At 64.6% G+C, this 12,273-nt stretch carries 12 protein-coding genes; 3 read left to right on the forward strand and 9 right to left on the reverse strand.

Annotation, left to right across the window (positions count from 1 at the left end; all coding sequences use genetic code 11):
* Positions 1-28 precede the first annotated feature (28 nt).
* Positions 29-1,621, reverse strand: a complete 1,593-nt coding sequence (gene nusA, locus CO731_RS00115; RefSeq protein WP_108605399.1) for a transcription termination factor NusA — start codon at positions 1,619-1,621, stop codon at positions 29-31.
* A 51-nt stretch (positions 1,622-1,672) separates the two neighbouring features.
* Entirely contained in the window at positions 1,673-2,305 is a 633-nt protein-coding gene (rimP, locus tag CO731_RS00120) for a ribosome maturation factor RimP (RefSeq protein WP_108605400.1), read from the reverse strand.
* Between the two features lie 273 nt (positions 2,306-2,578).
* Here rimP and CO731_RS28925 point away from each other — a divergent pair, with 273 nt between their 5' ends.
* Positions 2,579-2,743 (forward strand): hypothetical protein, encoded by a 165-nt coding sequence (locus CO731_RS28925; protein ID WP_165916076.1) that lies wholly within the window; start codon positions 2,579-2,581, stop codon positions 2,741-2,743.
* Positions 2,744-2,946: 203 nt separating this feature from the next.
* Here the strand turns inward: CO731_RS28925 and CO731_RS00125 are convergent, their stop codons facing one another.
* The 4 genes from CO731_RS00125 to CO731_RS00140 all read right to left on the reverse strand — a co-directional run bounded on the left by CO731_RS00125 (position 2,947) and on the right by CO731_RS00140 (position 7,290).
* Positions 2,947-4,461 (reverse strand): tripartite tricarboxylate transporter permease, encoded by a 1,515-nt coding sequence (locus CO731_RS00125; RefSeq protein WP_108605401.1) that lies wholly within the window; start codon positions 4,459-4,461, stop codon positions 2,947-2,949.
* A gap of 27 nt (positions 4,462-4,488) precedes the next feature.
* The gene (locus CO731_RS00130) at positions 4,489-4,977 is read right to left on the reverse strand and encodes a tripartite tricarboxylate transporter TctB family protein (RefSeq protein WP_108605402.1); all 489 of its coding nucleotides are present in this window, start codon (positions 4,975-4,977) and stop codon (positions 4,489-4,491) included.
* A complete protein-coding gene (locus tag CO731_RS00135; protein WP_108605403.1) occupies positions 4,974-5,918 on the reverse strand; it encodes a tripartite tricarboxylate transporter substrate-binding protein in 945 nt (314 codons plus the stop codon). Before CO731_RS00135 ends, CO731_RS00130 begins: the two co-directional genes overlap by 4 nt.
* Before the next feature lie 307 nt (positions 5,919-6,225).
* The gene (locus tag CO731_RS00140) at positions 6,226-7,290 is read right to left on the reverse strand and encodes an ABC transporter substrate-binding protein (protein ID WP_108609541.1); all 1,065 of its coding nucleotides are present in this window, start codon (positions 7,288-7,290) and stop codon (positions 6,226-6,228) included.
* A gap of 127 nt (positions 7,291-7,417) precedes the next feature.
* Between CO731_RS00140 and CO731_RS00145 the strand changes: the two genes are divergently transcribed.
* Positions 7,418-8,092, forward strand: coding sequence for a response regulator transcription factor (locus CO731_RS00145; RefSeq protein WP_108605404.1), 675 nt, complete (start codon positions 7,418-7,420; stop codon positions 8,090-8,092).
* Complete coding sequence (locus tag CO731_RS00150; RefSeq protein WP_108605405.1) at positions 8,092-9,480, forward strand: sensor histidine kinase; 1,389 nt, start codon at positions 8,092-8,094, stop codon at positions 9,478-9,480. The genes CO731_RS00145 and CO731_RS00150 overlap by 1 nt, the downstream gene beginning before the upstream one ends.
* Before the next feature lie 42 nt (positions 9,481-9,522).
* Here CO731_RS00150 and CO731_RS00155 read toward each other — a convergent pair whose 3' ends face one another.
* The 3 genes from CO731_RS00155 to CO731_RS00165 form a co-directional block, all read right to left on the reverse strand.
* Entirely contained in the window at positions 9,523-10,224 is a 702-nt protein-coding gene (locus CO731_RS00155) for a tRNA (guanosine(46)-N(7))-methyltransferase TrmB (RefSeq protein ID WP_108605406.1), read from the reverse strand.
* Between the two features lie 16 nt (positions 10,225-10,240).
* A complete protein-coding gene (gene metK / locus CO731_RS00160; protein WP_108605407.1) occupies positions 10,241-11,524 on the reverse strand; it encodes a methionine adenosyltransferase in 1,284 nt (427 codons plus the stop codon).
* A gap of 257 nt (positions 11,525-11,781) precedes the next feature.
* Positions 11,782-12,201 carry a helix-turn-helix domain-containing protein gene (locus CO731_RS00165; protein ID WP_055980869.1) on the reverse strand — a complete coding sequence of 140 codons (420 nt, stop codon included), beginning with the start codon at positions 12,199-12,201 and terminating at the stop codon, positions 11,782-11,784.
* Positions 12,202-12,273 lie beyond the last annotated feature (72 nt).

Below are 12,273 nucleotides of genomic sequence, written 5' to 3' on the forward strand. Positions count from 1 at the left end.
TCCAACAGATTCTCCGGCCGGCCTCACGTCACTCACCGGCGACGTCGGCTGGCTCTTCCTCGGACACGACTTCGTCCTCGGCGATCCAACCAACCATGCGGCGGGCAGCAACGACCATCTGTTCCGCATCGGTGCGCGACACGCCGTAGTCGGCGAGCACGCCCGGGAAGAACTTGGTCTCGCCGTCCTTGCGTTCCTTCCAACCGACGAGGTCGTCGGCGGCATAGCCGGCGAAGTCCTCGATCGTCTTCACGCCGTCATCGCCGAGCGCCACCAGCATCGCGGTGGTAATGCCGGGGATTTCGCGCAGTTCGTCCTGCACGCCGAGCGTCTTGCGCTTCTCGTCGTGCTCGGCCTCGATCTTTTCGAGATACTCGCGGGCACGGGTCTGGATCTCGGAAGCGGTGTCCTCGTCGAAACCGTCGATCGAGGCAATTTCGTCGGCATCGACGTAAGCCACTTCCTCAACCGAGGTGAAGCCTTCGGAAGCCAGCACCTGACCGACCATCTCGTCGACGTCGAGCGATTCCATGAACAGGGTCGAACGCTCGACGAATTCCTTCTGGCGGCGCTCCGATTCTTCCTGCTCGGTCAGGATGTCGATATCCCAGCCGGTCAGCTGCGAAGCCAGGCGTACGTTCTGGCCGCGACGGCCGATGGCCAGCGACAGCTGGTCGTCGGGAACCACCACTTCGATGCGCTCGGCGTCCTCGTCGAGGACGACCTTGGCGACTTCAGCCGGCTGCAAGGCGTTGACGATGAAGGAAGCGGCCGAAGGCGACCACGGAATGATGTCGATCTTTTCGCCCTGGAGCTCGCCGACAACGGCCTGGACGCGCGAACCGCGCATACCGACGCAGGCTCCGACAGGATCGATCGAGCTGTCACGCGAGATGACGGCGATCTTGGCGCGCGAACCGGGATCGCGGGCAACCGACTTGATCTCGATGATGCCGTCGTAGATTTCCGGCACTTCCATGGTGAACAGCTTCGCCATGAACTGCGGATGGGTACGCGACAGGAAGATCTGCGGGCCGCGCTGCTCGCGGCGCACGTCGTAGACGTAGGCGCGAACGCGGTCGCCGTACTTGTAGTTTTCGCGGGGGATCAGCTCGTCGCGGCGGATGATCGCCTCGCCGCGGCCGAGATCGACGATGACGTTGCCATACTCGACGCGCTTGACCGTGCCGTTGACGATCTCGCCGATGCGATCCTTGTATTCGTCGTACTGGCGGTCGCGCTCGGCTTCACGCACCTTCTGGACGATGACCTGCTTGGCCGACTGGGCGGCGATGCGGCCGAAATCCATCGGCGGCAGCTGTTCGGCGATGAAATCGCCGAGCTGGGCGTCGGGGTTGCGTTCGCGAGCCGAGCTCAGCGCGATCTGGATGGCATAGTCGTCGACCTTTTCGACAACTTCCATCAGGCGCTGCAGCTTCATCTCGCCCGTGTTGGGGTTGATGTCGGCGCGGATGTTGGTCTCTTGACCATAGCGCGAGCGCGCTGCCTTCTGGATCGCGTCGGCCATCGCGGCGATGACGATCGACTTGTCGATCGACTTCTCGCGGGCGACCGCATCGGCGATCTGCAGCAGTTCGAGCCTGTTGGCGCTTACAACCATTGTCTTTCTCCCGGAGCGTTCGGCCGAACCTGGTCCAGCCGCGCGGCTCTATCAATCTTCCGTTTCGGTTTCTTCGTCTTCCGGCGCATCTTCGTCTTCGCCGCGACGTTTCCGTGCTTCCTTGCGCGCCTGATTGTCCTTGCTCAGGGCATCGCGAATGAGATCGTCGGTAAGGATCAGCCGCGCCTCGGAAATCGCCTCGAAAGGCACGCGCACGGTCGGCTCCTCGCCGTAGGCAGCCTGGTCACGCTGGATCAGGATGCCTTCTTCGTCGACCTCGGCGATCTTGCCGCGGAACCGCTTGCGGTCGGCAACCATGACCGAGGTCTCCATCTTGACGATGTGACCGATCCAGTTGCCGAAATCCGACTTGCGGACCAGCGGCCGGTCGATGCCCGGCGACGACACTTCGAGATGATACGCTTTTTCGATCGGATCATCGACATCGAGAGCAGGCGAAACCGCGCGGCTCACTTCTTCGCAATCCTGGACGGTCATGGTGCCGTCTTCGCGCTCGGCCATGATCTGCAGCGTCAGCCCGCTCTGCCCCGAAAGGCGGATGCGAACGAGGCGGAAGCCGATCGCGCGAAGGACGGGCTGGACGATCAGGGCGATGCGGGCGTCGATGCCGGTCTCGCGGATGATGCGGTCGTCGCCTGTCTGTTCGACTGCGTTTTCGGTCATAGAATCTCCAGACGGTCGGCAGGTAACAAAAAAGAGCGGGACCGGGTGGACCCACTCTTCGTCATACCGACCAAGAATTTGAGGCTGATATAGCCGAAGGCGGCGGCGCTTTCAAGTCCCGTGGCCGGCGGCGTCCACTGGCACCTATTTAGCCAACCAATGCAGCGGATGCATGGCAAGCATGCGCAGATACCCCTACCGCTTCCCTTTGCGTCACCTATATTTGTTGCGTTGCACAAGAAATGATGATGCAGCGCAAAAGAGGATAAAGAGATGAACACCCGCAAGCCCCTTGGCCGCATTGGCGAACTGGTCCGCACCTTTGGTAGCGCCGTCGCTGCCGCAGCAGCCGTCGAGCGCGGTCATCGCCCAACCAACCAGGACCTGGTGATGCTCGGCATCGACCCGCTCCACTTCGACCGCATTCGCAAATACTGATTACAGGCATTCAGGGTAGAGAGCGCACCGCTGGCCGCGTCATTGGCGATTGCCAAGGCGTTGCCAGCCGGGCAGTGCTCCGGAGCGGCCGGTCAATCTGACCGTCGCTCTGTCCCTGGGTATTCCGCCTCGCTGTCGAGGCAAAGAAAAAGCCGAGGCCGGAATTCCGGGCCTCGGCTTTTTTGTTTCGCAACCAAGAGGCCTCAGTCCTCGTTGGCGCCCAGCTGGGCCAGCACCTTGCCGCGGCCACGGGCGCGCAGGTAGAGCGGCAGCAGCACCGCCGTTGCCGCCAAGAGCAGCAGCACGATCGCAATCGGCGAATGCACCAGGATCATCGGGTCGCCCTGGCTGATGGCCAGCGCACGGCGTAGCTGCTGCTCCGCCATCGGTCCAAGGATCAGACCGACCACGACAGGCGCAATCGGATAGCCGAAGCGGCGCAGGCCGTAGCCGAGCAGGCCAAATGCCAGCAGCATGCCGAGCTCGAAAGTCGACGGATTGGCGCCGATGGTGCCAAGCGTCGCAAACAGCAGGATGCCCGAATAGAGCCAGGGCAGCGGGATGGTCAGGAGCCTGACCCAGACGCCGATCAGCGGCAGGTTGAGCACCAAAAGCATCAGGTTTGCGACCAGCAGCGAGGCGATCAGGCCCCAGACGAGCTGCGGGTTGGTCGCAAACAACAGCGGCCCAGGCTGCAGGCCGAACTGCTGGAAGCCGGCGAGCATGATCGCGGCGGTCGCCGTGGTCGGCAGGCCGAGCGTCAACAGCGGCACCAGCGTGCCGGCCGCCGATGCATTGTTGGCAGCTTCCGGGCCGGCGACACCTTCGATGGCGCCATGGCCGAACTCTTCGGGCTTTTGCGCCAGGTTCTTTTCCACAGAATAGGACAAGAAGGTGCCGATTTCGGCGCCGCCGGCCGGCATCGCACCGATCGGGAAGCCGATCGCGGTGCCGCGCAGCCATGGCTTCCATGAACGGCGCCAGTCCTCGCGAGTCATCCACACCGAACCCTTGATCGCCTGGATCGTCGAATCGCCGCCCTTGCTGGCTGCGACGCTGAGCGCCTCGCCAACGGCGAAGAGCGCAACCGCAAGCGTCGTCACCTCGATGCCGTCGAGCAGGTCGGGAATGCCGAAGGCAAGGCGCGCTTGGCCGGTCTGCAGGTCGATGCCGATCAGACCGAGCCCAAGGCCGATGAACAGCGCCGTCAGTCCGCGCAACGTCGAGTCGCCGAAGGCGGCGGAGACGGTCATGAATGCCAGGATCATCAGCGCGAAATATTCGGCCGGACCGAAGGACAGCGCCATCTTGACGACCGTCGGCGCAACGAAGGCAAGGCCGATGGTGGCGATCAGGCCGGCGACGAACGAGCCGATGGCGGCGGTTGCCAGTGCCGGGCCGCCTCGCCCGGCGCGCGCCATCTTGTTGCCTTCGAGCGCCGTGACGATCGAGGCACTTTCGCCAGGCGTGTTGAGCAGGATCGACGTCGTCGAGCCGCCATACATGCCGCCGTAATAGATGCCGGCGAACATGATCAGCGAACCGGCGGGATCAAGCTTGTAGGTGACGGGCAAAAGCAGGGCGACGGTAAGTGCCGGGCCGATGCCGGGAAGAACGCCGACAGCCGTGCCGAGCGTCACGCCGATCAGCGCATAGAGCATGTTCATCGGCTCGAGTGCCGTGAGCAGCCCCTGCGCGAGCAGACCAAAGGTATCCATTTAGAGCCGAGCTCCCTTGATGATCGCTCAGAACAGCAGGTGTTCGAGCGGGCCGGCGGGCAGCGAGAGCTGCAATCCCTTGGCGAAAATGACCCAGACGACGAAGGAAAGCACGATGCCGATCGGGATCGTCTTCCACAGCGGCCCGCGTCCGAACGCGCGTGCTGTCGCGGCGAAGAGCAATCCGGTGGCGATCGAGAAGCCGGCTGCCTTGAGCAGCAGCATCTGGGCGGCAAGACCGCCGACGATCCACAGGATCGGGCTGATCTCTTGTTTCTCGCGCTCGGGGAAATCACCGCGGAAAGCTTCGAAAACCGTCCAGATCGACAGGCCGAAGAACGCCACGGCGATCACGTAGGGAAAGGTTGTCGGGCCGACGCGGGCATAGCTGGCGCCGGCGCCATGGCTGGCGGTGCTCCAGGCGATGACGACAGACACCGCCATAAGCAGAGCGGCGATGACAAGCGCCGCCCAATCGGGGCGGCGCTTTTCTTGTTGCTGGTTGTCCAGGCTCATTTCACCAGGCCGATGTCTTTCAGGATCGCTGCGGTGGACTCGGTGTCCTTCTTCAGCTGCGCTGCGAAGTCATCGCCGGCGAGGTAGGTGTTGGCCCAGCCCTTGTCGGCGAGGATCTTCGTCCACGAAGCCGAGGTGACCATCTTTTCGACGTCGGCGAGCACTGCCGCCTTCTGCTCGGCCGAGATGCCGGGAGCGGCAGCGACCATGCGCCAGTTCTGGATCGAGACGTCAACGCCGCCTTCCTTGAAGGTCGGTGCGTCGATGCCTTCGACCTTGGCGTCGGACGAGATGCCGATGATGCGGAGCGTGCCGGCCTTGATCTGCTCGGCGAATTCGCCGTAACCGGAAATACCGACCGTCACCTGGCCGCCGAGGATGGCGGCAAGAGCCTCGCCACCGCCGGAATAGGCGATGTAGTTGACCTTGGTCGGGTCGACGCCGACGGCCTTGGCAATCAGGCCTGCCGTGATGTGGTCGGTGCCGCCGGCAGAGCCGCCGCCCCAGGAAACCGCGCCCGGATCGGCCTTGAGCTTGGCAACGAGGCCAGCCATGTCCTTGATGTCGGAAGCGGCGGGAACGACAAGCGCCTCAAACTCGCCGGTCAGGCGGGCAATCGGGGTGACCTGGTCGAGCGTCACCGGCGAGGCGTTGGTCAGGATCGCGCCGACCATGACGTAGCCGCCGACGATGAGCTGGGCCGGGTCGCCATTGGCCTGGTTGACGAACTGGGCGAGGCCGATGGTGCCGCCGGCGCCCGGAACGTTGTTGACCTGGACCGAGGCGGAAATCTTCTCGTCCTGGAGCGCGGTCTGCATCGAGCGCGCGGTCTGGTCCCAGCCGCCGCCAGGGGCCGCAGGTGCCATGATCTTGTAGTCGGCGGCCGCAGCCGGCAGGGCGAGCGCGCCTGCGACGATGGTGGCCAATACGAACTGCTTCATTGCTGTTCCTCCCTTGCCCGCATGCGCGGGGCAGATGCTTTTCAGTTTCGAGGCCCGCGCCAGGGCAGCGTCTCGGCATTTCGGGGGAAGGAACTGGCCGGCCAAGGGGCCTGCCATCAGAGCAGCGTTTCCCGGCCCCTCTGCTCGGCGATAGGATCGCCGTCGGGTAGCCGTTGCGGAAACGTGTTCGAAATCCTCCCGAACTTTCCGAGCCTCGCCGCCTCCAACGGATGGGCCAAAACTTCCCTATCGCAGCAACCTGACATCAGACTGACACCGATGCAACAGCTTGGGAACATCGCCGGAATCACGGGCTGCGCAGCGCCTCGTTCCAGCGCTCGATGACCCGGGAACGCTTGACCTGGTCGAGATAGACCATCAGCCCCGGGCTGACCGGCACCGGGCGCAACTGCCCGCCGAGAACCTCCTGCATGCGATTGGCGGTATTCTCGCCCGAGACCTCCGGATTGACGGCTGCGATATGCAATTGCCGCGCCATCACCGTCTGGCCCTCGGCCGACATGAAATATTCGAGATAGCGGCGGCCGAGATCCGACGACTTGGCGGCAGCCGGCACCAGGCCGATGCGCGACATGACGACGGTGTAGTCCTTGGGCAGGACGATGCCGACGTCGGGGTTCCGCGCCGCCCAGTCGGCGGCATAGGAGCCCAAGATGTTGTAGCCGAGCACGAAACGGCCGTCGGCGATGCGCTCGAGGATGGCGCCACTGGTCGAATAGAGCTTCACGCCCGCCGCCCCCATGGCGCGGATCACCGACCAGATGTCGGGGTACTGCTCCTGGTCGCGCGCCATGAACATGAAGCCGACGCCGGAGCGCTCGATGTCGTAGGTGGCGATGCGGCCGTAGAATCTGTCACCCTGCGTCTTGAGGAATTCGACGAACTGGCCGCGCGTCGCCGGCGGCGGCGCATCCTTGAAGCTCGGCTTGTGGTAGACGAACACCGCCGGCTCGAAGGTCAGCGCATAGGCGGTATCGCGCCAGTTGGCCCAGCGCGGCCAGCGATCCGACAGCGGCAGCCGGCTTTCCTGGGCATAGCCGTCATTGGCGAGCTTGACCTGCAGGTCCATGGCCGAGGAAAAGGCGATGTCGGCGGTGCCCTTGCCGGCATCCGTCTCGGCGACGACCCGGTCATAGATGTCGACCGTCTGCAGATCCTCGTAACGGACCGCCACGCCAGGGTTTGCGTTCTGGAAGCCTTCGATCATTGGCTTGGCCAAGGGCGCGTCGAGCGACGAGTAGACGACCAGCGTGCGGGCATCGGCGGCGCCATTCAGCGCCGGAAAGACGGTGACTTCGGCCCAGGCGGGCGATGAGAGGCAGGCAAGGACGGTGAAAATGGCCAGGCGCATGATCGCCAGACCATGCAACAGCCGGGCGAGCCGCACAACGGCGAAGCGCTATCGACGCGCATGACGGGCACTGGACCTTTGCCTAGCGAATAGGCATCGTTCGAACGGGCGGGCAAGGAGAATTCGGGTGCGCATTCTGGTGGTCGAGGACAATGCGACGCTGGCCGGGGGGCTGGCGGCGGTGCTCAAGGGCAGCGGCTATGCCGTCGACGTCGTCGGCGACGGCGCCTCTGCCGTGGCCGTGCTTGCCACCGAGCGCTTCGACCTCGTCATCCTCGACCTCAACCTGCCGGAAATGGACGGGCTCGACGTGCTGCGCACCATGCGCGGGCGCCAGCACGATGCGGCGGTGCTGATCCTGTCGGCGCGGCATTCGCTCGACGAGCGGGTCAAGGGCCTCGACCTCGGCGCCGACGACTACATGGTCAAGCCGTTCGACGTCGGCGAGTTGGAGGCGCGCGTTCGCACGCTGTTGCGCCGCCGCGCCGGGCTCAAGGCTTCGACCGTGTCGTTCGGCGACGTGACGCTCGACCTCACCACGCGCAGCTTCTCGTCGCACGGGGCGGCCATCGACATCCCGGCGCGCGAACTGGCGCTGCTCGAGACCCTGTTCATGCGCGCCGGCAAGGTGGTCGCCAAGCAGGCGATCATCGAATCGCTCGCCGGCTTCGACGAGGATTTGAGCGTCAACGCTATCGAGCAATATGTCAGCCGGCTGCGCAAGCGGCTGGCGCCCTATGGGCTGACCGTCCGCACCGCCCGCGGCATCGGCTACTACCTCGAAAAGCTGCCCAGCGCCTGATGGCCCGAGCCAAGCCATATTCACTGCGCAGGCGACTGCTGCTCTGGCTGCTCGTACCGCTGGTCGCCCTGGGCCTGGTCGCGCTCGCCGACACCTACAACGAGGCGGTCGACACCGCCAACGCCGTCTCCGACCGCGTGCTGGCCGGCTCGGCCCTGGCGATCGCCGAGCGGGTGGTGGTGGCAGAAGATGGCGCGCTGGAGGTCGACATCCCCTATGTCGCGCTGGAAATGCTGACCTCGGCGGCGCAGGACCGCGTTTTCTACCGTGTCGACGGCCCCAGCGGCTTCATCACCGGCTACCAGACCCTGCCCATCATCGAAGGGCTGGAGCAGGAGGAAAGCGGCTATACCGACGCCAGTTTCCGCGGCGAGCCGATCCGGCTGACCTCGCTGTCCCGTGCCGCCTCGACGGGCGCGAGCTCGATCCCCTTCGTGGTCACCGTGGCGGAGACGACGATTGCCCGCACCCAACTGGCGCAGACGATCCTTCTGCGCTCGGCGCTGCGGCTTGCCATCCTGATCGGCAGTGCGGCAGCCATCGTCTGGCTTGCCGTCACCTTCTCGCTGCGCCCGCTCTACCGGCTGCGCGACGCGATTGCCGAGCGCAACCCCGACGACCTGCATCCGATCGAGCAGTCGGTGCCCAAGGAGGTGCGCGGCCTCGTCGACACCGTCAATTCCTTCATGGGCCGGCTCGGATCGGCGCTCGGCGCGATGCGCCACTTCACCGGCAATGCCAGCCATCAGTTGCGCACGCCGCTGACCATCATCCGCACCCAGCTTGCGCTCGCCTCACGCGCACATTCGCTGGAGGAAGCCCGGCAGGCGGCGCGCATCGGCGACGAGGCGGTGGCCCATGCCGAACGCGTCATCGCCCAGCTCCTGCTGCTCGCCAAGGTCGACGAAGCCGCGTCCGACCGGCTGAAGAGCCTCGACGCGGTCGATCTCACCGCGCTTGCCCAGCAACTCACCGCCGACCGCGTGACCCAGGCCCATGCGGCAGGGATCGATCTGGGTTTCGAAGGCGAGCAGGCTCTGTTCGTGCGCGGCGAGCCGATGCTGCTCAGCGAAATGATCCGCAATCTGATCGAAAACGTACTGGCCTACGCAGGTGCGGGCACCGAAGCGACGGTCAAGGTGCTCGACCAGGGTGCCGACGTTGTACTGGAAGTCGAAGACACCGGGCCGGGTATTCCGGCTACCGAAATGGAGAATGTGCGCCAGCGTTTCGTCCGGGGGCGCGAGGGCGACAAACCCGGCGCCGGCCTCGGCCTGCCCATCGTCGAGGAGATCGCCTCGCTGTTCGGCGGCCGGCTGGAGCTTCTGGCGGGTGCAGATGGGCGCGGGCTCAGGGTTCGGGTGTCGTTTGGGAAAGCCGAGGCGTGACGGTTAGCCCCTTCTCCCCTTGTGGGAGAAGGGAAGTGCCGCCTACACCCTGACGAAGGTCAAATATGCAGGCGTCCGGTTTTCGCGGATCGCCTTGGCCTCGTAGCGGGTGCGCGTCCAGCCTTCGTAAGGCGTGTGCCAGTCGGCGGCGTCGGCCGCCTGCCACTCGAAGGCAGCGTGGGCGCGGCAATGCAGCAGCGTCCAGTTGACGTAGGTGTCGATGTCGGAGGCGAAACGGAACTTCGCGCCGCTCTTCAGCACGCGGGCGAAGCGGTCGAGATTGACCGGGCTGACGAACCGGCGCTTCCAGTGCTTCTTCTTCCGCCACGGGTCGGGATAGAGCAGGTCGATGCCGGCGAGCGACGCCTGCGGCAGCCAGTCGAGCAGCTGGGTCGCATCCTCGTCGTACAGGCGGATATTGGCGAGCGGCTGGCCGTCAAGAGCCGTCGTCATCTTGGCCATGCCGTTGACGAAGGGTTCGACGCCGATGAAGCCGTCGTCGGGATTGTTCGCCGCGATATGGCGAAGATGCTCACCGCCGCCGAAGCCTATTTCCAGCCTGACCCTGGAAACCGGGGCCGCAAACAGCGTGCGCAGGTCGTCAGGTGCCAGGGTCTTGATGTCTATGCCCATGCGGGCGAGCCCATTTTCAAGGGCGATCGCCTGATGCGGGCGGACAGGCTTGCCGCGCCGCCGCCCGAAAAAGGCTTCCGTCGTGCGACTGCGGCGCGGTTCCTGTTCCATGTAACCTACAGTCGCCTCAGGCGGCGACCGCTTCCTTGCTGGCTACGGCGTCCTTGAGCGCCTTGACCAGGTCGGTCTTCTCCCAGGAGAAGGAACCGTCGCGACCAGCCTTGCGGCCGAAGTGGCCGTAGGACGAGGTCTTGGCATAGATCGGCTTGTTGAGGTCGAGGTGGCGGCGGATGCCAGACGGCGACAGGTCCATGACCTGGCGCAGCGCGTCTTCGAGCACCGCTTCGTCAACCTTGCCGGTGCCGTGCAGGTCGACATAGACCGACAGCGGCTGGGCAACACCGATGGCATAGGCCAGTTGGATGGTGCAGCGGTCGGCAAGCCGGGCGGCAACCACGTTCTTGGCCAGGTAGCGCGCGGCATAGGCTGCCGAACGGTCGACCTTGGTGGTGTCCTTGCCGGAGAACGCACCGCCGCCATGCGGGGCAGCGCCGCCATAGGTGTCGACGATGATCTTGCGGCCGGTGAGACCCGCGTCGCCGTCTGGACCGCCGATGACGAACTTGCCGGTCGGGTTGATGTACCAGTTGCAGTCATTGGCGATCTCGAGATCGCCAAGGGCTTCGCGGATGTAGGGCTCGACCACCTTGCGAACCTTGCCCGAATCCCAGCTGCCGTCGAGGTGCTGGGTCGAAAGCACGATCTGCGTGACTTCGCGGGCCTTGCCGTCCTGGTAGCGGACGGTGACCTGGCTCTTGGCGTCCGGGCCGAGCATGCCTGCGTCGCCCTTGTTCTCGTGCCGGGCGGTGGCCAGCAGTTCGAGAATCTTGTGGCTGTAGTAGATCGGAGCCGGCATCAGGTCCGGTGTCTCGCGGCAGGCATAACCGAACATGATGCCCTGGTCACCGGCACCTTCTTCGCCCTGGCGGTCGGCGGCGTTGTCGACGCCCTGGCCGATGTCGGGCGACTGGCCGTGCAGCAGCACGTCGATCTTGGCGGTCTTCCAGTGGAAGCCGGCCTGCTCGTAGCCGATGGCGCGGATGGCCTTGCGGGCCACCGACTTGAACTTCGACGGATTGACGACCGGATGGCCAGCGGCGTCCTTCACGATCTGGCCGTTCTTGTCTTTCTTCAGCAGCGTGTCGGGCACGCGAACTTCGCCGGCGATCACGACGCGGTTGGTGGTTGCCAGGGTCTCACAGGCAACCCGGACCTTCCACGGATCCATGCCGGTCTTCTTGGCTTCACGGTAGACGAGATCGACGATCTCGTCGGAAATGCGGTCGCACACCTTGTCGGGGTGACCTTCGGATACGGATTCGGAAGTGAAAAGATAATTCTGCCGCGACACGGGATGTCCCCTCTTGGAAAGGATCGGCGCTATGCCGATCGGTTTGGCGCGTCACGTGTTAGCGAAGCCTGCCGGAACTCGTCAAGCAGGCTTTCGTCGCGGAAGGCCGGTTATTGCGAGGGCGTGGCGACGGCGCACCGCCGCCGCTCTCGCGCATCGGCCGGAAATCGGAACCGATTTCCGGAGAGCACGATGCACAGTTCAGGCACTTGGAGCGCCCGTTGTGCGCCCTTTCGGACGCACGGCGCTCGCTGGCATTATTGCTCTTCGTCGTCGGCGAGGACCTTGGCCAATTCGATGACCTTGCGCCGGACCTTGGGGTTCGAGATCCGGGCAAAGGCGCGGTTGAGCTGCAGGCCTTCGGCGCTCGAAAGAAAATCGACCACGAAGCTGGTGGAAGAGTCCTCGGCAAGCCCCTTGTGCTCACCGCCATCGGCCCCTGGAGCGTCTTCGAAGAAGAATGCGACCGGCACACTGAGGATCGAGGCGATGGCCTGGAGACGACTCGCTCCAACGCGATTGGTCCCCTTTTCGTACTTCTGAATCTGTTGGAATGTAATGCCGAGGCTTTCTCCGAGCTTCTCTTGGCTCATTCCCAGCATGTTGCGTCGCAGGCGAATTCTCCCGCCGACGTATACGTCGGTCGGGTTTGGTTTTTTCTTGTTCTCTTTTTCCACTGTCTTTCCTCGCCGGATTTTTCCAGCTTATTATTGGGCAGGTAGCCCCGTTCAGGGCAATTTATAGCGTCC

The sequence above is a fragment of the Aminobacter sp. MSH1 genome (genome assembly GCF_003071665.1).
In the GTDB taxonomy this organism is placed as follows: domain Bacteria; phylum Pseudomonadota; class Alphaproteobacteria; order Rhizobiales; family Rhizobiaceae; genus Aminobacter; species Aminobacter niigataensis.